The organism is Nocardia ignorata NBRC 108230 (assembly GCF_001612905.1).
Taxonomy (GTDB): Bacteria; Actinomycetota; Actinomycetes; order Mycobacteriales; family Mycobacteriaceae; genus Nocardia; species Nocardia ignorata.
In genome coordinates this window covers 150,318-168,310 of the sequence record NZ_BDBI01000026.1, presented here as the reverse complement: position 1 = coordinate 168,310, position 17,993 = coordinate 150,318, and the positions used below count along the sequence as shown (strand labels likewise).

General features: G+C 69.2%; 15 protein-coding genes. 7 read left to right on the top strand and 8 right to left on the bottom strand.

Annotated features, from left to right (window positions below; all coding sequences use genetic code 11):
- The 6 genes from NI2_RS22425 to NI2_RS22400 form a co-directional block, all read right to left on the bottom strand.
- Positions 1–1,263: a cysteine desulfurase gene (locus tag NI2_RS22425; RefSeq protein WP_133733774.1), complete on the bottom strand. Its 1,263-nt coding sequence runs from the start codon at positions 1,261–1,263 to the stop codon at positions 1–3.
- A gap of 5 nt (positions 1,264–1,268) precedes the next feature.
- A complete protein-coding gene (sufC, locus tag NI2_RS22420; protein ID WP_067493704.1) occupies positions 1,269–2,036 on the bottom strand; it encodes a Fe-S cluster assembly ATPase SufC in 768 nt (255 codons plus the stop codon).
- 33 nt (positions 2,037–2,069) lie between these two features.
- Positions 2,070–3,248, bottom strand: coding sequence for a Fe-S cluster assembly protein SufD (gene sufD / locus NI2_RS22415; protein ID WP_067493702.1), 1,179 nt, complete (start codon positions 3,246–3,248; stop codon positions 2,070–2,072).
- Positions 3,248–4,684: a Fe-S cluster assembly protein SufB gene (gene sufB / locus NI2_RS22410; protein ID WP_067493700.1), complete on the bottom strand. Its 1,437-nt coding sequence runs from the start codon at positions 4,682–4,684 to the stop codon at positions 3,248–3,250. The genes sufD and sufB overlap by 1 nt, the downstream gene beginning before the upstream one ends.
- Positions 4,681–5,457 carry a helix-turn-helix transcriptional regulator gene (locus tag NI2_RS22405; protein WP_371851999.1) on the bottom strand — a complete coding sequence of 259 codons (777 nt, stop codon included), beginning with the start codon at positions 5,455–5,457 and terminating at the stop codon, positions 4,681–4,683. The genes sufB and NI2_RS22405 overlap by 4 nt, the downstream gene beginning before the upstream one ends.
- A gap of 315 nt (positions 5,458–5,772) precedes the next feature.
- Positions 5,773–7,248: an FAD-dependent oxidoreductase gene (locus NI2_RS22400; protein ID WP_067493696.1), complete on the bottom strand. Its 1,476-nt coding sequence runs from the start codon at positions 7,246–7,248 to the stop codon at positions 5,773–5,775.
- Between the two features lie 189 nt (positions 7,249–7,437).
- Between NI2_RS22400 and NI2_RS22395 the strand changes: the two genes are divergently transcribed.
- The 5 genes from NI2_RS22395 (at position 7,438) to NI2_RS22375 (ending at position 12,867) form a co-directional block, all read left to right on the top strand.
- On the top strand, positions 7,438–8,334 hold the full coding sequence (locus tag NI2_RS22395) for a rhomboid family intramembrane serine protease (RefSeq protein WP_067493694.1): 897 nt from the start codon (positions 7,438–7,440) through the stop codon (positions 8,332–8,334).
- A gap of 73 nt (positions 8,335–8,407) precedes the next feature.
- Positions 8,408–10,123 (top strand): polyprenol phosphomannose-dependent alpha 1,6 mannosyltransferase MptB, encoded by a 1,716-nt coding sequence (gene mptB, locus NI2_RS22390; protein WP_067493692.1) that lies wholly within the window; start codon positions 8,408–8,410, stop codon positions 10,121–10,123.
- Positions 10,117–11,052: an ABC transporter ATP-binding protein gene (locus NI2_RS22385; protein WP_174552227.1), complete on the top strand. Its 936-nt coding sequence runs from the start codon at positions 10,117–10,119 to the stop codon at positions 11,050–11,052. The genes mptB and NI2_RS22385 overlap by 7 nt, the downstream gene beginning before the upstream one ends.
- Positions 11,049–11,828, top strand: a complete 780-nt coding sequence (locus NI2_RS22380; protein ID WP_067493687.1) for an ABC transporter permease — start codon at positions 11,049–11,051, stop codon at positions 11,826–11,828. The genes NI2_RS22385 and NI2_RS22380 overlap by 4 nt, the downstream gene beginning before the upstream one ends.
- Before the next feature lie 67 nt (positions 11,829–11,895).
- Positions 11,896–12,867 carry a COX15/CtaA family protein gene (locus NI2_RS22375; protein WP_067493685.1) on the top strand — a complete coding sequence of 324 codons (972 nt, stop codon included), beginning with the start codon at positions 11,896–11,898 and terminating at the stop codon, positions 12,865–12,867.
- Positions 12,868–12,973: 106 nt separating this feature from the next.
- Here NI2_RS22375 and NI2_RS22370 read toward each other — a convergent pair whose 3' ends face one another.
- The gene (locus tag NI2_RS22370; RefSeq protein WP_067493899.1) at positions 12,974–13,339 is read right to left on the bottom strand and encodes a hypothetical protein; all 366 of its coding nucleotides are present in this window, start codon (positions 13,337–13,339) and stop codon (positions 12,974–12,976) included.
- A gap of 76 nt (positions 13,340–13,415) precedes the next feature.
- On the opposite strand from NI2_RS22370, the gene NI2_RS22365 reads away from it, so the two are divergent.
- Positions 13,416–14,381 (top strand): quinone oxidoreductase family protein, encoded by a 966-nt coding sequence (locus NI2_RS22365; RefSeq protein WP_067493683.1) that lies wholly within the window; start codon positions 13,416–13,418, stop codon positions 14,379–14,381.
- Positions 14,382–14,440: 59 nt separating this feature from the next.
- Here the strand turns inward: NI2_RS22365 and NI2_RS22360 are convergent, their stop codons facing one another.
- Positions 14,441–15,430, bottom strand: coding sequence for a heme o synthase (locus tag NI2_RS22360; protein ID WP_067493681.1), 990 nt, complete (start codon positions 15,428–15,430; stop codon positions 14,441–14,443).
- A gap of 418 nt (positions 15,431–15,848) precedes the next feature.
- On the opposite strand from NI2_RS22360, the gene tkt reads away from it, so the two are divergent.
- Positions 15,849–17,990: a transketolase gene (gene tkt, locus NI2_RS22355; protein ID WP_067493679.1), complete on the top strand. Its 2,142-nt coding sequence runs from the start codon at positions 15,849–15,851 to the stop codon at positions 17,988–17,990.
- Positions 17,991–17,993 lie beyond the last annotated feature (3 nt).

The window sequence follows — 17,993 nt, the reverse complement described above, 5'->3', positions numbered from 1 at the left end:
CTATGCAACTCCGAAGAAGGTCTGAGCCTTCCGCACGGCCGTGACCAGTGCGTCGACCTCGTCGAGCGTGTTGTAGGCGGCGAAGGACGCCCGCGCGGTCGCGGCGACACCGAAGCGTCGGTGCAGCGGCCACGCGCAGTGGTGCCCGACCCGGATGGCGACACCCTGGTCGTCGAGGATCTGGCCCACGTCGTGGGCGTGTACCCCGTCGACGACGAACGACACCGCGCCACCGCGCTCCACGTTCTCGGTGGGCCCGATGATGCGCACACCCTCGATGGCGCCCAGACCTTCGAGCGCGGCACCGGTGAGCGCGTGTTCGTGCGCGGCGATCGCGTCCATGCCGAGATCTTCGAGATACCGCACCGCGGCGGCCAGACCGACGACCTGCGAGGTCATCGGGGTGCCCGCCTCGAAGCGCTGCGGCGGCGGCGCGTAGGTGGTCTTCTCCATGGTGACGGTCTCGATCATCGACCCGCCCGTGATGTACGGCGGGGTCTCCTCGAGCAGCGCCCGACGACCGTACAGGCCGCCCACCCCCATCGGGCCGAACATCTTGTGACCCGAGAACGCGGCGAAATCGACGCCGAGCTCACGGAAGTCCACCCCGAGGTGCGGTACCGACTGGCAGGCGTCGAGCACGACCAGCGCGCCGACTTCCTTTGCGCGCCGGACCAATTCGGCAACCGGAGCAACCGCACCGGTGACGTTGGACTGGTGGGTGAACGCGAGAACCTTTGTCGCGGGCGACAGTTCGAGCGAATCCAGGTCGATGCGTCCGTCGTCGGTGACCCCGTACCACTCGAGCGTGGCACCGGTGCGACGCGCGAGTTCCTGCCACGGCACGAGATTCGCGTGGTGTTCGAGTTCGGTGATCACGATCTCGTCGCCGGGTCCGACCTTGTACGGGAACCGGTCGTCACCGAAGGCGTTGGCCACCAGGTTCAACGACTCGGTCGCGTTCTTGGTGAACACGATCTCGCCCGCGTCGGCACCGACGAAGCGCGCGATGACCTCCCGCGCGTCCTCATAGGAGTCGGTGGCCTCCTCGGCGAGCTGATGCGCACCGCGGTGCACCGCCGAGTTGCGGGTGAGCAGGAAGTCACGCTCGGCGTCGAGCACCTGCAGCGGACGCTGCGAGGTGGCACCGGAATCCAGGTACACCAACGGTTTCCCGTCCCGCACCGTGCGGTGCAGGATGGGGAAGTCGGCCCGGATGCGGGCCACGTCGAGGGCCGATCCCGAGACGGACACAGCGGTCATGGTCGTCAGGCTCCAGTGGTCGCGGACGTGAAGCGCACGTAGCCGTTCGCGTCGAGTTCCTCGGCCAGCTCGGAGCCGCCTTCGGCGACGATGCGGCCGTTGACGAACACGTGCACGAAGTCGGGCTTGATGTAGCGCAGGATGCGGGTGTAGTGCGTGATCAGCAGGACGCCGCCGTCCTCGCGATCCTTGTAGCGGTTCACGCCGTCGGAGACGATGCGCAGCGCGTCGACGTCGAGGCCGGAGTCGGTCTCGTCGAGGATCGCGATCTTCGGCTTGAGCAGGCCGAGCTGCAGCACCTCGTGGCGCTTCTTCTCGCCACCGGAGAAGCCCTCGTTCACCGAGCGGTCGGCGAAGGCCGAGTCGATGTCGAGCTCCTTCATCGACTCCTTGACTTCCTTGACCCAGGTGCGCAGCTTCGGCGCCTCACCGCGCACGGCGGTGGCGGCGGTGCGCAGGAAGTTCGACATCGAGACACCGGGGACCTCGACCGGGTACTGCATGGCCAGGAACAGGCCCGCGCGGGCACGCTCGTCGACCGACATGTCCAGGACGTTCTCGCCGTCGAGGGTGATGGTGCCCTGGGTGACGGTGTACTTGGGGTGTCCGGCGATCACGTAGGACAGCGTGGACTTGCCCGAGCCGTTGGGGCCCATGATGGCGTGCGTCTCGCCGGACTTCACCGTGAGGTTCACACCGTTGAGGATCTGCTTGGACTCACCCTCGGGGGTGGTGATCTCCGCGTGCAGGTCCTTGATTTCCAAGGTGGTCATCGAATTCGAATCCTTCGTTGCAGTAAGTGGGTGTCAGATACCGACAGTGGCGAGTTCGGCCTCGATGGCCGCCTCGAGCCGCTCCCGGACCTCGGGGACCGTGACCTTCTGGATGATCTCGAAGAAGAAGCCACGCACGACGAGGCGGCGGGCGACGTCCTCGGGGATGCCACGAGCGCGCAGGTAGAACAGCTGCTCGTCGTCGAAGCGGCCGGTGGCACTGGCGTGTCCGGCACCGGCGATCTCACCGGTCTCGATCTCCAGGTTCGGCACCGAATCGGCGCGGGCGCCGTCGGTGAGCACCAGGTTGCGGTTCGCCTCGTAGGTGTCGGTGCCCTCGGCCGCGGCGCGGATCAGCACGTCGCCGATCCAGACCGTGCGGGCGTCGCCCTTCGGCGAGGACGGGTCACCCTGCAACGCACCCTTGTACAGCACGTTGGACTTGCAGTTGGGCTCGGCGTGATCGACCAGCAGTCGCTGCTCGAAATGCTGGCCCGCGTCGGCGAAGTACAGACCGAACAGCTCGGCCTCGCCGCCGGGACCGGCGTAGCGCACGGTGCCCGACAGGCGGACCAGGTCGCCGCCGAGGGTCGCCGACACGTGCCGCAGGTTCGCGTCGCGACCCAGCTTCAGGTGATGCGCGGTGACGTGCACGGCGTCGTCGGCCCATTCCTGGACGGCGACGACGGTGAGCTTGGCGCTGTCACCGAGCACGAATTCGACGTTCTCGGCGTAGGTTCCGCTGCCGCGCTGATCGAGCACGATCGTGGCGACGGCGAAGTTGTCCAGCCGGATCTGCAGGTGACCGTAGGCGGTCTTGCCCTCGCCCGGACCGGTGACGGTCACGGTGACGGGGTCGGAAACCTCGGTCTCCTTGCCGACGGTGATGACGGTCGCGGTCTCGAAGCCCGAATAGGCCTGGGCGGCAACGCGATCGGCGGGGATACCGGCCTGACCGAGCCGGGCGTCGGTGCGGTCGACCGTTTCCACGGTGACACCGGCGACCTGGCTCACCTCGACGGTCGCCTGACCGTCGGCCACAGCCGTACCGTCGTGCAGGCCGCGCAGACGACGCAGCGGGGTGAACCGCCACGCCTCGTCACGACCCGACGGGATCTCGAACTGGTCGACATCGAACGAGGTGAAGACCTCGCCCTTGTTGACCGCGGCGCCCGCGCCCGGGTTCTGGGTCGGCGTCTCGAGCGTCGACATCAGCCCACGGCCCCTTCCATCTGCAGCTCGATGAGCCGGTTCAGTTCCAGTGCGTATTCCATCGGCAGTTCCTTGGCGATGGGCTCCACGAAGCCGCGCACCACCATGGCCATCGCCTCGTCCTCGGTGAGACCGCGGCTCATCAGGTAGAACAGCTGATCCTCGGACACCTTGGAGACCGTGGCCTCGTGGCCCATGGTCACGTCGTCCTCGCGGATGTCGACGTAGGGGTAGGTGTCGGAGCGGCTGATCGTGTCGACCAGCAGCGCGTCACACTTCACCGTCGACTTGGAGCCGTTGGCACCCTTGTTGACCTGCACCAGGCCGCGGTACGACGCGCGACCGCCGCCACGCGCCACCGACTTCGACACGATGGTCGAGGAGGTGTGCGGGGCCAGGTGCAGCATCTTGGCGCCGGTGTCCTGGTGCTGGCCGGGGCCGGCGAACGCGACGGAGAGGACCTCGCCGTGCGCGTGCTCACCGGTCATCCAGACCGCCGGGTACTTCATGGTGACCTTGGAGCCGATGTTGCCGTCGACCCACTCCATGGTGGCGCCCGCCTCCGCCTTGGCCCGCTTGGTGACCAGGTTGTAGACGTTGTTGGACCAGTTCTGGATGGTCGTGTAGCGGCAGCGGCCGCCCTTCTTCACGATGATCTCGACGACCGCGGAGTGCAGCGAGTCGGACTTGTAGATCGGCGCGGTGCAGCCCTCGACGTAGTGGACGTAGGCGTCCTCGTCGACGATGATCAGCGTCCGCTCGAACTGGCCCATGTTCTCGGTGTTGATCCGGAAGTAGGCCTGCAGCGGGATGTCGACGTGCACGCCCGGCGGCACGTAGATGAACGAGCCACCCGACCACACGGCGGTGTTGAGCGCGGAGAACTTGTTGTCACCGGCGGGGATCACCGAGCCGAAGTACTCCTGGAAGATCTCCGGGTGCTCCTTGAGCGCGGTGTCGGTGTCGAGGAAGATGACGCCCTGCTTCTCCAGATCCTCGCGGATGGAGTGGTAGACGACCTCGGACTCGTACTGCGCGGCGACACCGGACACGAGGCGCTGCTTCTCGGCCTCGGGGATGCCCAGCTTGTCGTAGGTGTTCTTGATGTCCTCGGGCAGGTCTTCCCAGCTCTCGGCCTGCTTCTCCGACGAGCGAACGAAGTACTTGATGTTGTCGAAGTCGATGCCGTCGAGGTTGGAACCCCAGTTCGGCATGGGCTTGCGGTCGAAGATGCGCAGCGCCTTGAGGCGGATGTCGAGCATCCACTCGGGCTCGCTCTTCTTGGCCGAGATGTCGCGAACGACAGCCTCCGACAGGCCGCGTTGCGCACTGGCACCGGCCACATCCGAATCGGCCCAGCCGTAACCGTAGTTACCCAGCGAGGCGATGGTCTCGTCCTGGGTCAGCGGTTGCACCTGGTCGGTGGTCGTCGTCATTCGGCACTCCTTCCGGAGTCGTTCGTTCGTCCCGCCGCGGGCTGTGCGGCGGATGGGATTTTCGGCACCGCGACCAGCGGCACGTGGGTGGTGCAGGCGCAATCGCCGTTGGCGATCGTCGCAAGTCGCTGCACGTGGGTGCCGAGCAGGTCGCGGAAAGCGTCCAGTTCGGCGGCGCACAGCTGCGGGAACTCCTCGGCCACGTGGGCCACCGGGCAATGATGCTGGCAGATCTGCACACCGGCACCCACCTGGCGGGTGGTCGCGGCGAAACCGGCATCGGCGAACGCCTCGGCGATCTCCTCGACCTTGGCCTCGATCACGGGGGCACTGTGCTCGGCGACCGGCTCGATGCCGTCGACGATCGTGCGCACCCGTTTGCGGGCGAACTCGCTGATCGCCTCGTCGCCACCGATCTCACCGAGCTGACGGATGGCGGCACCGGCCAGGTCGTCGTAGGCATGGCCGAGGTTGCCACGTCCGGCGGCGGTGAGCTGGTATTGCTTGGCGGGCCTGCCGCGGCCCTTCTGCTGCCACGGCGCCGACCGGCTCGCGCGCGCCTGACCTGCGTCGATCAGCGCGTCGAGGTGCCTGCGCACCCCCGCGGGGGCGAGCCCGAGTTCGGCACTGATGGCGGTGGCGGTGATGGGACCCTGCTCGAGCAGCAACTGGACGATGGCCGCCCGGGTCTGCCCCTCGTGCGCGGGCACAGCAGACGACCGGGTGCCGGTCGTCTTACGACCGGTCCCTTCCACGCCTGTCCGCAAACCCACGGTTTTCACAACACCAGTGTGGCGGAATTACTTCCCTAAATCTAATAAGGGTCACCTTGCCAAGGGCACCCTGACCTGCGACGAAGACGTCACACCACCGCACGGCCTTCGTAAAACCCCAGGTGCGGCCCCTACCCGCCGACCCGTTCACCGACCGCGAGGTGACTCATCGCACACCCGCGCAGATCTCCTCACGCCCCGGCGGGCAACCCCGAGACCAGCGCATACCCGTCCTGAACACCCGGTTACCACGCCCCGGTGGCGGGAGACTCTCGCGAGACGCCGCCATCAGAGCGTGGTGATCGGTTGTCCAGCTCAGCGGGGAGAGAGCGGGTGGGTGGCCGGGCCTTCGATGACGGCGCCGTCGGGTTCGAAGCGGGAGCCGTGCAGGGGGCAGTCCCAGGTGCGTTCGGCGTCGTTCCAGTGGAGGATGCCGCCCAGGTGCGGGCAGATCGCGGAGATCTCGGTGGTGACGCCGTCGACGGTGGAGACGGCGGTGGGATGCAGCCCGTGGCGTTCGACGCGGCCGCAGCCTTCCGGGGGGATGCTGTGCTCGTCGGCGCCGAGCAGGTGCAGCCAGCCGGTGGACAGGTAGCGGGCGACGGTCGCGTTGACGCGGGCGCCCGCCGGGAGGGAGGCGACTTCGCCGAGCCGCCAGGCGGAGAGGGTGTCGGCCCATTTCGGAGCGTCGCCGGTGATGCGGCCCGCGAGGGCGAGCGCGGCGGCGGCGCCGTTGGTGAAACCCCACTTGGCGAACCCGGTGGCGACGAGGACTTCCTCGCGACCGGGAACGAGCGGGCCGACGTAGGGAAGTTCGCCCACGGGGTGGTAGTCCTGCGCCGACCAGCGGTGCAGCAGCTCCGCGCCCGGGAACCACCGGCCGGTCCAGTCGAGCAGGTCTTGCACGTGGGTCTCCGCGGAATCCTCGCGGCCCACCTCGTGGCCGCTGCCGCCGACCAGGAGCACGTCGTCGGCCGGGTAGCGGCGCAGCGACCGGATCGGTTGTCCCGCACTGATATACATCTCCTCCGGCACCGGCCCGGGCACCTTGAACGCGGCCAGATAGGAGCGCTGGGCGGTGACGCGGGCGAAGTAACCGCCCCGGTCGAAGATCGGTGTTCCGGTCGCGACGACGACGTTGTTCGCATCCACCTCGCCGTGTTCGGTACCGATCACCACCCGGCCGTCGTGATGGCGAAGCCGTTGTGCGCGCGTCGATTCGAAGATCGACCCGCCCTGGGTTTCGACTTCGGCGGCGAGGGCGGCCAGGAAGGCCATCGGGTTGAGCTGGGCCTGCTCGCGCAGCCGCACGGCACCGTGGAGCGGGAACGGAACGTCGACGTCGTCGACCAGGTCGGTGGGCAGTCCGGCCGACCGCGTCGCCTCGAATTCCGCCCGCACAGCGGACATCTCGGATTCGTTCTGGGCATAGGTGTAGGCGGCCACGCGCTCGACGGCGAGGTCGCGTCCGGCGCAGAAATCCAGCAGCCAGTCGAAGCCGTCGAGATTGGCGGCGACGTAACGCGAGAGGGTCGCGATGCCGTGCCTGCGGGCGATGGTCTGGGCCCGGGTGCCCTGCAGGAGCGAGACTTTCGCCGTCGACGCGGCCGTGGTGCCCGCGCCGACCCGTTTCGCCTCGATCACCGCCACCTCGCGGCCGCGCTCGGCCAACAGCAGCGCGGTCGTCAACCCGACGATGCCCGCGCCGAGGACGACGGTGTCGAAGTGCGAACCGGGGGTCAGCCGTAACCGGGCGGGGACTTCGGCGTTGTTCAACCACAGAGACGTCATGAGGAGCGCATAGCCCGGCCTGGCCGGTCGAAACCGGACACGCCCACCGGACCGCCGCACCCCTCGGCCGACCCGTGCGCCTCGCCGAGGTACAGACGGTCTGCCGTCGCCGGGAACCGTGGGCGAGCCGCCGACCGACGACGTTCTCACAGCCCGACTCGTGTCGGTGACTCATGGCACGATGACCATGTGTCACACCCGCCCGCACAGACGTGCGTCCGCCACCCCGATCGCCGAACCGGCCTCGCCTGCACCCGCTGCGGGCGGCCCGCCTGCCCTGAATGCCTGCGGCCCGCCGCCGTCGGCCAGCACTGCGTGGACTGCGTGCGGCAAGGGCAGCGCGACGTGCGGCAGGTGCGCACCGTCGCGGGCGCCCGGGCAGGCGCGTCGCCGGTACCGATGGTGACCTACGGGCTGATCGCGATCAATGTCCTGGTCTACCTGGTGACCGCCGCGCAGGCGGGCAACCCGATGCAGAACCATCGGGGTTCGTCGGTGTTCGGCGAGTTCGTGCTGGTCCCGCTGCTGGTCGCCGACGGTGAGTGGTGGCGGGTGCTCGGTTCGGGGTTCCTGCACTACGGCGCGATCCACCTGCTGGTCAACATGTTCGCGCTCTACGTCGTCGGCCGCGATCTCGAGCAGGTGCTCGGCCGGGTCACCTACGGCTGCCTGTATCTGGTCTCGCTGCTCGGCGGTTCGGCGGCGGTGATGGCGCTGTCGGATCCGTACACCATGACCGCGGGCGCGTCGGGCGCGGTGTACGGCCTGTTCGGCGCCGTGACGGTGACGCTGATCCGCTTGCGGCAGAGCCCGACTCCGATGCTGGTGGTGATCGGCGTCAACGTGCTCATCAGCTTCTCGCTGCCGGGAATCTCGCTGTGGGGTCACCTCGGTGGACTGGCGGCGGGCACGCTCAGCGCGCTGGGCATCCTGTTCGTTCCCGGCTGGCTGTCGGCGCGGGACCTGCGGTCGGCGCAGCGCATCGGCTGGGTGGCGATGGGCCTGGTCGCGGTGATCTGTCTGGTCGTCGTCGTCGCGGCCGCGCTCTGGGTAAGCACCGACCCGGTGTTCGTCGGTCCCGCCTGATTCGCGCTGGTCGGGGCGGCGACGCCGACCGGTGCCACAACGATCACGGCCGGGCGCACTAGGCTTCGACCCCGTGGCGGTACTGGAGGGCGCGGCGCGCAAGACACTGGCGTTCGGGCGGCGAGCCCTCGGGTTCGACGTGCCCGCGCCCGATCACACCGTCGCGGCCCTGCACCGCGACGAGACCGAAGTCCCCGGCCTCGACAAACGCGAACGCGCCCAGCTGGACCGCATCCGGTTGATGGGCGCCACCGGTGCCGTGCTGATGGCCATCGCCGCGCTCGGCATCGGCGCACAGCCCGTGCACCAGAATCCGGTCTCCGGTGTACGGGTGCTCGGCATCTTCGCCCGCGCCCACACCGGGTCGCTGGCGATGTGCATGTTCGGCACCGTGCTGGTGATCGGGGCCTGGTTGCTGTTGGGCCGCTTCGCGATCGGCGGCCTGGCCGGATCGCCGCTGCACCGGCTCACCCGGTCCCAGCTCGACCGGACATTGCTGTTGTGGATCATCCCGCTGTCGGTGGCGCCGCCGATGTTCAGCAACGACGTCTACTCCTACCTGGCCCAGAGCGAGATCGCCGCGCGCGGCATCGACCCGTACGCCGAAGGGCCCGTCGCCGGGCTCGGGATCGACAATGTCCTCACCAACAATGTGCCGACCATCTGGCGTGACACACCGGCGCCCTACGGCCCGCTCTTCCTGTGGATCGGGCGCGGTATCGCCGAGCTGACCGGCGACAACATCATCGCGGGCGTGTGGGTGCACCGGTTGCTCGCGCTCGCGGGGGTCGCCTTGATCGTGTGGGCGCTGCCCCGGCTCTCGGTGCGCTGCGGGGTGGCGCCGGTGAGCGCGCTGTGGCTCGGCGCGGCCAACCCGCTCGTGCTGTTCCACCTGGTCGGCGGCGTGCACAACGACGCGCTGATGATCGGCCTGATGCTGGCGGGCATGGAGCTCACGCTGCGCGCCATCTACGGCGACGGGGGACGGCGCGACAGCCTCAACGGCGCCATGCCACCACTGGACGCCCGCGGCTACGCGCTGCTGATCGGCGGCGCGGTGGTGATCACGCTGTCGTCGTCGGTCAAGTTCACCTCCATCATCGCGCTCGGCTTCGTCGGGATGGCGCTGGCCCGGCGCTGGGGCGGCAGCCTGCTCGCCGTCGTCAAGGCCGCCGCCCTGCTGGGGGTAATCGCCGGGGCGACAACACTTTTCGTGAGCTGGGCCAGCGGGCTCGGCTTCGGGTGGGTGTTCACCCTCAGCGTGGCCAACGCGGTGCGCAGCTGGATGTCGCTGCCGACGGTGATCGGTGTCATCACGGGTTTCGGCGGGGTGCTGCTCGGGCTCGGCGACCACACCACGGCACTGCTGTCGATCACCCGGCCCATCGCGGGGCTCGTCGCGGGCTATGTGACGGTGCGGATGCTGGTGGCGACCGGCACCGGCCGCCTGCACCCGGTGGGCGCGCTCGGTGTGTCGCTCGGTGCGATCGTGCTGCTGTTCCCGGTGGTCCAGCCCTGGTACCTGCTGTGGGCGATCGTCCCGCTCGCCGCCTGGGCTACGCAACCGGTGTTCCGCGTGCCCGCCGTGGCGTTCTCGGCGGTGGTGTCGATGCTCGTCATGCCGCGTGGTGCCGAATTCCAGGTCTTTCAGATCATCGGCGCCGCCCTGGCGGCCGCGGTGTGCTTCGCGCTGTTCTACGTCCTCACCCGGCACACCCTGCCGTGGCGGGCCCAGGCGGGGGTGTCGGCTCCGTCACAGGAGGCGACGGCTTACCGTGTCACATCGTGACGAGAAGCCCGGGACCCGCCGTTAGCGTCGACGGCGTGGTCAAGCGCTACGGCGACACCGCCGCGGTCGACGGCCTGCGTTTCGACGTGGAGCAGGCACAGGTTTTCGCGCTGCTCGGCCCCAACGGCGCCGGTAAGACCACCACCGTGGAGATGTGCGAGGGCTTCGTGCGCCCCGACGCGGGCACGGTCCGCGTGCTCGGTCTCGACCCGATCGCCGACTCCGAACAGCTACGGCCACGCATCGGGGTGATGTTGCAGGGCGGCGGCGCCTACCCCGGCGCCCGCGCGGGCGAGATGCTCGACCTGGTCGCGGCCTATTCCGCCGACCCCATCGACCCCGACTGGCTGCTGCGCACCCTCGGCCTGCAGGACAACCGGCGCACCCCCTACCGGCGCCTCTCGGGCGGTCAGCAGCAGCGCCTCGCCCTCGCCTGCGCCCTGGTCGGCAGGCCGGAGATCGTGTTCCTCGACGAACCGACGGCCGGTCTGGACGCCCAGGCCCGGCTGATCGTGTGGGAACTGATCGATGCCCTGCGCCGCGACGGGGTGAGCGTCGTGCTCACCACACACATGATGGACGAGGCCGAACAGCTCGCCGACCAGCTCGTCATCATCGACCACGGTGAGATCGTCGCCCAGGGCACCCCCGCCGAGGTCACCGCGCACGGCGCCGCCGGTCAGCTGCGGTTCTGCGCCCCACCGAAACTCGATATCGAACTGCTGAAATCAGCTCTGCCCGAAGGGTTCTCGCCACACGAGACCACGCCGGGCACCTATCTGGTCGAGGGCGAGATCACCCCGCAGGTACTGGCGACGGTCACTGCCTGGTGCGCGCGCATGGACGTGCTCGCCACCGACATCCGCATCGATCAGCGACGCCTCGAGGACGTCTTCCTCGAACTCACCGGACGGGACCTGCGCGGATGACCGAGACCGTGAGCCGGTTCCAGCCCGGCACCTTCACCCCCGACCCGCGCCCCGCCTCGCGCGCCGCGATGCTCGTCGCGCAGACCACGCTCGAACTGAAACTGTTGCTGCGCAACGGCGAACAGCTGCTGCTCACCATGTTCATCCCGATCACCCTGCTGATCGGGCTGACCCTGCTGCCGTTCGGCGATCTGGGTGCCGACCGCGTGAACCGGGTCGTGCCGATGGTGATGATGACGGCGGTGATGTCGACCGCGTTCACCGGTCAGGCCATCGCGGTGGGCTTCGACCGCCGCTACGGCGCCCTCAAACGGCTCGGTGCCACCCCGCTGCCGCGCTGGGGTGTGATCGCGGGCAAGTGTGCCGCCGTACTGATCGTGGTGGTGCTGCAGGCGGTGCTGCTCGGGGCGATCGGGATGGCGCTCGGGTGGCGTCCCGGCGCGGGCGGGCTGGCCATCGGCGCGCTGGTGATCGCGCTCGGCACGGCGACCTTCGCGGCGATGGGTCTGCTGCTCGGCGGCACACTCAAGGCCGAGATCGTGCTCGCCTTGGCCAATATCCTGTGGTTCGTCATGCTCGGTATCGCCAGTCTCGTCCTGGTCGACACGGTGCCCGCCGCGCTGACGGTGATCGCGCGCCTGGTTCCCTCCGGCGCGCTGGCCTACGCCCTGGAAGCGGCTCTGGCCGGGTCGATCGACTGGTTCGGCGTCGCGGTACTCGCGGTGTGGGGCGTGGTGTGCGGGTCACTGGCCACCCGGCTGTTCCGCTTCAGCTGACGTGACCAACGACGCACTGTAGTAGCCCGGGTATCGAGCGGGAATCTCCTGCCAGTACCATCGTGACGTGCTGTATCGCGCCTTCACCGGCCTCGTCGACCGGCTGCCACTGCCCTCGCTGCGGACCCAGCGGCTCATCGCCCTCGCAGTGATTCTGAGCCAGGCCGGGATCTCGGTGACCGGCGCGATCGTGCGCGTCACCGCGTCCGGTCTCGGCTGCCCCACCTGGCCGCAGTGCTTCCCCGGCAGCTTCACTCCCGTCGGGGTGTCGGAGGTGCCGGTGCTGCACCAGACCGTCGAATTCGGCAACCGGCTGCTCACCTTCGTGGTGACACTGTGCGCGGCGCTGATCGTGCTGGCCGTCGTCCGGGCCCGCCGTCGCAAGGAAGTCCTCGTCTATGCCTGGCTGATGCCCGGCGGCACCGTCGTGCAGGCGATCATCGGCGGCATCACCGTGCGCACCGGCCTGCTGTGGTGGACGGTGGCCGTGCACCTGCTCGCCTCGATGGTGATGGTGTGGCTGGCGGTGGTGCTGTACGCGAAGATCGGTCAGCCCGACGACGGTATCGACACCGTGCAGGTGCCCGCTCCCCTGCGCCGGCTCACCGCGCTGAGCGGCGTGGCGCTGGCGGGCGTGCTGATCGCGGGCACGCTGGTCACCGCCGCCGGACCGCACGCCGGCGACAAGAGCATCGACCGCCCGGTGGCACGCCTCGAGGTCGAGATCGTCACCCTGGTGCACCTGCACTCGCAGTTGCTCATCGGGTATCTGGCTCTGCTCATCGGCCTGGCCTTCGGCCTCTACGCCGTCGGCATCACCCCCGCGATCCGCAAGCGGCTGTTCGTGCTGCTCGGGATCGTCCTGTCCCAGGCGCTGGTCGGTGTCGTCCAGTACTTCACCGACGTCCCCGCCGCCCTGGTCGCCATCCACGTCGGCGGCGCCGCGGCCTGCACCGCCGCCACCGCTGCCCTGTGGGCATCCCTGCGCACCAGAGAGACCGTCGACGCCCCCGCTGTGTCCGCCGCGGCGACGCACTGACCACCGGCTCCCGACTTCCGGGTACGGAAAGCACGCGGTCGCCGCAGCCTCACATCGTGAGTGCTGCGGCGACCGGCTGAAAGCTTGGATCGCGGCGGTCCAGGAATCAGGCTCCGGGGAAGACGTTCGCGTTGCGGGCCTTGGGGAACTTGGTCGAGCGAGCGACCCAGCCAGCCATCTTCGCCCAGTGCCCCTTGGCCGGGGTGACCTTGGAGACCAGCTCGCGGTCCCACTCTTCGGTCTCGGTGAGCCCCTCGACGCGCTCGACGACGGCCTTGGCGGTCGCCAGATCGGCCACCACACGGTCGCCGAGGACGCCGTCCTCGCCGACGAGGGTGATGCGCACCCCCTGCTCGCCCAGGTACTGCAGCACCGCCGTGCCCGAACCGCCGTGCTCGGCGACGAACTTCGCGATGGACTTCTCGACCTCGGCGGGCACCTTCACGGCCTCGGGCGCGGCGGTTGTACTCATGGGCGAGAGTTTACCGGTCGGTAGTTTCGCGTCCACCCCCGAGTGACACCGAACACGGGGTGTACAAAGGGGACTCATGCGCGCGATTCAGGTTTCCGAGCACGGTGGTCCCGAGGTCCTGCGGTCGGTGGAGGTGGACGACCCACGAATCGGCCCGAAACAACTGCTGGTCGACACCGAGGGTGTGGGTGTCAACTACATCGACATCTACTTCCGCACCGGGTTGTATCCGCAGGCCACGCCCTATGTCCCGGGCTCCGAGGGCACCGGCGTGGTCGCCGAGGTCGGCGCCGAGGTCACCGAGTTCGCCGTCGGCGACCGGGTGGCGTGGGCGGCCGCGCCGGGCAGTTACGCCGAGAAGGTGGCCGTCGACGAGGCGGTGGCCGTGAAGGTGCCCGAGGGCGTGGAACCGGCCGTCGCGGCGGCGGCCCTGCTGCAGGGCATGACCGCGCACTACCTGGTCGAATCAATCTTCACCCCCGAACCCGGCGACCCGGTCCTCGTCCACGCGGGCGCGGGCGGGGTCGGTCTGCTGCTCACTCAGCTGGCCGCCGCCAAGGGCGCGCGCGTCATCACCACGGTTTCGACCGATGCCAAGGAGAAGCTCTCCCGCGAGGCGGGTGCCGCCGAGGTCCTGCGCTACGACGACGACCTCGCCGCCCGGGTCCGCGAGCTCACCGACGGGCAGGGCGTGGCGGCGGTCTACGACGGCGTCGGCGCGAGCACCTTCGAAGCGAGCCTCGCCTCGCTCCGGGTGCGCGGCACCCTCGCCCTGTTCGGCGCGGCCAGCGGTCCGGTACCGCCGTTCGATCCGCAGCGCCTCAATCCGGCCGGTTCGCTGTGGCTGACGCGCCCGTCGCTGGGTGCCTACACCCGCGACCGCGCCGAATTCCTCTGGCGCGCAACCGATATCTTCGACGCCATCGCGACGGGCACGCTGAAACTGCGCATCGGCGCCACCTACCCGCTCGCCGACGCGGCCGATGCCCACCGCGACCTCGCGGCGCGCAAGACCACCGGTTCGATCGTCCTGCTGCCGTAGACGCGAAACCGGCGGCCGGGCAATCACTGCCCGGCCGCCGGTTCGAGTGCGCGCGAAAGCTACAGACCGACGATGCTGCCCAGCGTGGTCCAGCCGAGCACCGAGTCCACGGCCAGACCGCAGAACACCACGGCCAGATAGTTGTTGGACTGCAGGAACAGTCGCAGCGGCTTCACCGATTCACCCCGGCGCACTCCCGCGTACAGCTGGTGCGCCATGAGCAGGAACCAGGCACCGGCGACCAGCGCGACGGCCGCGTAGATGACACCGGTCGCCGGGACGAGGGCGAGGGTGGCCAGCACGGTCAGCCAGGTGTAGATGACGATCTGCTTGGTGACGACCTGCTCGGTGGCGACCACCGGCAGCATCGGCACGCCCGCCGCGCGGTAGTCCTCCTTGTAGCGCATGGCCAGCGCCCAGGTGTGCGGCGGCGTCCAGAAGAAGATGACCGCGAACAGCACGATCGCGGGCCAGCCGATGTTCCCGGTGACCGCCGACCAGCCGACCAAGGCGGGCATACAGCCGGCCGCGCCGCCCCACACCACGTTCTGCGAGGTCCGGCGCTTGAGGCCCTTGGTGTAGACGAAAACGTAGAACAGGATGGTCGCGACCACGAGCACGCCGCTGAGCAGGTTGGCCTGCCACCACAGCCAGGCGAAGGAGATCGCGCCGAGCGCCAGGCCGAAGACCAGCGCGTGCGAGGTGGGCACCGCGTCGCGGGCCAGCGGGCGGCGCGCGGTCCGCTTCATCACCTTGTCGATGTCGGCGTCGGCGACACAGTTGAGGGTGTTGGCGCTGGCCGCGCCCATCCAGCCACCGAACAGGGTGACCAGGATCAGCCGGATGTCGACATTGCCCCGGTCTGCCAGGAGCATGGTCGGGATGGTCGCGACGAGCAGGAGCTCGATGACTCGCGGTTTGGTGAGCGCGATGTAGGCCAGCGGCTTACGCACGACCCGGGCGAACACGCTGTCGCCCGCCAGACGATCGGCGAGAGCCGTCGAGGAATCGTGCGCACCGCTACTACCCGGCTGGTTACCGATCCGCACTGTTTCTCCTCGCACGCTGTGCTTCGCATCCGGCATTGGAACGAGCAGCGCGCGGCTGCGGCGCGGCCACTACTACAGACGATGGTAGACGGTGACACAGGCGGCTGGCGCCGCGGGTCGCGGCGCTTGACTCCGCGACCGGGACCAGTTGCGCTCGCTGTCTGCGGGTGAACCGGTACCGACACGCAGGTGAACGACGTGCCGCGCGCCGCGCCGATTCCCGGGGACGACCCCCGGCGTGATCGCGGGATGGGCAACTAGACTCACACTCAGGGTTCGCGCCGATCAGGTGGAACAGCACCTCTAGGGTATTCCTGTACATCGGTACGCACCCCCGGCCGCGTGCGGTCCAGTACGACACCATCGCCGCTGCCATCTACTCGCCGTCGACGAAACCTAGGTCAGGAGAACCACGGTCGTGTCAGTCACAGACGACATTCGCGCCCTCACTCAGCGGAACTATCCCAGCGACTGGACGGACCTGGACACCAAGGCCGTCGATACCGCCCGTGTTCTCGCCGCCGACGCGGTGCAGAAGGCGGGCAACGGTCACCCGGGCACCGCGATGAGCCTCGCCCCCGTCGCCTACAGCCTCTTCCAGCGCGTCATGCGCCACAACCCGGCCGACCCGAGCTGGTCCGGCCGCGACCGCTTCGTGCTCTCGTGTGGGCATTCCAGCCTCACCCTCTACATCCAGCTGTACCTGGCCGGTTTCGGCCTCGAGCTGTCCGACCTCGAGCAGCTGCGCCAGTGGGATTCGCTGACCCCGGGTCACCCCGAGTTCCGGCACACCGACGGCGTCGAGATCACCACCGGCCCGCTCGGCCAGGGTCTGGCCTCGGCGGTCGGCATGGCGATGGCGGCCCGGCGCGAGCGCGGCCTGTTCGACCCCGACGCCCCGGAAGGCGCCAGCCCGTTCGACCACCACATCTTCGTCATCGCCTCCGACGGTGACATGCAGGAAGGTGTCACGGCCGAGGCGTCCTCGATCGCGGGTACCCAGCAGCTGGGCAACCTCGTGCTGATCTACGACGACAACGAGATCTCCATCGAGGACAACACCGACATCGCCTTCACCGAGGACGTGGCCGCGCGCTACGAGGCCTACGGCTGGCACGTGCAGACCGTCATGGGCGGCGAGGACGTGGTGGCGATCGAGGCGGCGATCGAGGCGGCCAAGGCGGTGACCGACAAGCCGTCGATCATCATCCTGCGCACCATCATCGGCTTCCCGGCTCCCTCCAAGATGAACACCGGTGGCGTGCACGGCGCGGCGCTCGGCCCCGACGAGGTCGCCGCGGTGAAGAAGGCGCTCGGCTTCGACCCGGACAAGTCCTTCGACGTCGACCCGGCCGTCATCGAGCACACCCGCAAGGCGCTCGAGCGCGGCGCGGCGGCCCAGCAGGCCTGGCAGGCCGACTACGACGCCTGGGCCGCGGCGAACCCGTCGAACAAGGAACTGTTCGACCGCCTGCTCACCCGCTCGCTGCCCAAGGGCTGGACCGAGCACCTGCCCACCTTCGAGCCCGACCCGAAGGGCATGGCCACCCGCAAGGCCTCCGGCAAGGTGCTGGCCTCGCTCGCCGACGTGCTGCCCGAACTGTGGGGCGGTTCGGCCGACCTGGCCGAGTCCAACAACACCACCATGCCCGGTCAGCCCAGCTTCGGCCCCGAAGCCATCTCCACCGGCATGTGGAAGGCGCAGCCCTACGGCCGCACCCTGCACTTCGGTATCCGTGAGCACGCCATGGGCTCGATCCTCAACGGCATCGCCCTGCACGGCCCGACCCGTCCCTACGGCGGCACCTTCCTGGTGTTCTCCGACTACATGCGCCCGGCGGTCCGCCTGGCCGCGCTGATGCGGGTGCCCGCGATCTACGTGTGGACCCACGACTCCATCGGCCTCGGCGAGGACGGCCCGACGCACCAGCCGATCGAGCACCTGGCCGCGCTGCGCGCCATCCCCGGCCTCAACGTGGTGCGCCCCGGCGACGCGAACGAGACCGCCTACGCCTGGCGAACCATCCTCGAGCGCGACTCCGACGAGCACGCCTCGCACTTCCACACCTACGACGCTCCCCACCAGGACGGCCCGTCCGCGCTGGCGCTCACCCGCCAGGACGTGCCGACCCTCGAGGGCACCAGTTACGAGGGCGTGCGCAAGGGCGGCTACGTGCTGGCCGAGGCGTCCACCGGCACCCCGGAGCTGATCCTCGTCGGCACCGGTTCGGAGCTGCAGCTGGCCGTCGAAGCACGCACTACCCTGGAGGCACAGGGCATTCCGACCCGCGTGGTCTCGATGCCGTGTGTGGAATGGTTCGACGCACAGGACCAGGCCTACCGCGACGAGGTGTTCCCGCCCACGGTCCGCGCCAGGGTCGTCGTCGAGGCCGGCATCGCGATGCCGTGGTACCGGCTCGTCGGTGACGCGGGCGAGATCGTGTCGATCGAGCACTTCGGCGCGTCCGCGAACTTCAAGAAGCTCTACAGCGAATTCGGTATCACCGCCGATGCCGTCGTCGCCGCCGCGCAGCGCACGCTCGACAAGGTGAAGGGGTAAAAC

What these genes read in the sequence shown, in the direction of transcription:
- sufD (WP_067493702.1), bottom strand. Translation starts at nt 3,248, where the DNA reads ATGTCGACGCTCGAGACGCCGACCCAGAACCCGGGCGCGGGCGCCGCG.
- NI2_RS22425 (WP_133733774.1), bottom strand. Translation starts at nt 1,263, where the DNA reads ATGACCGCTGTGTCCGTCTCGGGATCGGCCCTCGACGTGGCCCGCATC.
- NI2_RS22380 (WP_067493687.1), top strand. Translation starts at nt 11,049, where the DNA reads ATGACCGAGACCGTGAGCCGGTTCCAGCCCGGCACCTTCACCCCCGAC.
- NI2_RS22365 (WP_067493683.1), top strand. Translation starts at nt 13,416, where the DNA reads ATGCGCGCGATTCAGGTTTCCGAGCACGGTGGTCCCGAGGTCCTGCGG.
- NI2_RS22370 (WP_067493899.1), bottom strand. Translation starts at nt 13,339, where the DNA reads ATGAGTACAACCGCCGCGCCCGAGGCCGTGAAGGTGCCCGCCGAGGTC.
- sufB (WP_067493700.1), bottom strand. Translation starts at nt 4,684, where the DNA reads ATGACGACGACCACCGACCAGGTGCAACCGCTGACCCAGGACGAGACC.
- NI2_RS22400 (WP_067493696.1), bottom strand. Translation starts at nt 7,248, where the DNA reads ATGACGTCTCTGTGGTTGAACAACGCCGAAGTCCCCGCCCGGTTACGG.
- sufC (WP_067493704.1), bottom strand. Translation starts at nt 2,036, where the DNA reads ATGACCACCTTGGAAATCAAGGACCTGCACGCGGAGATCACCACCCCC.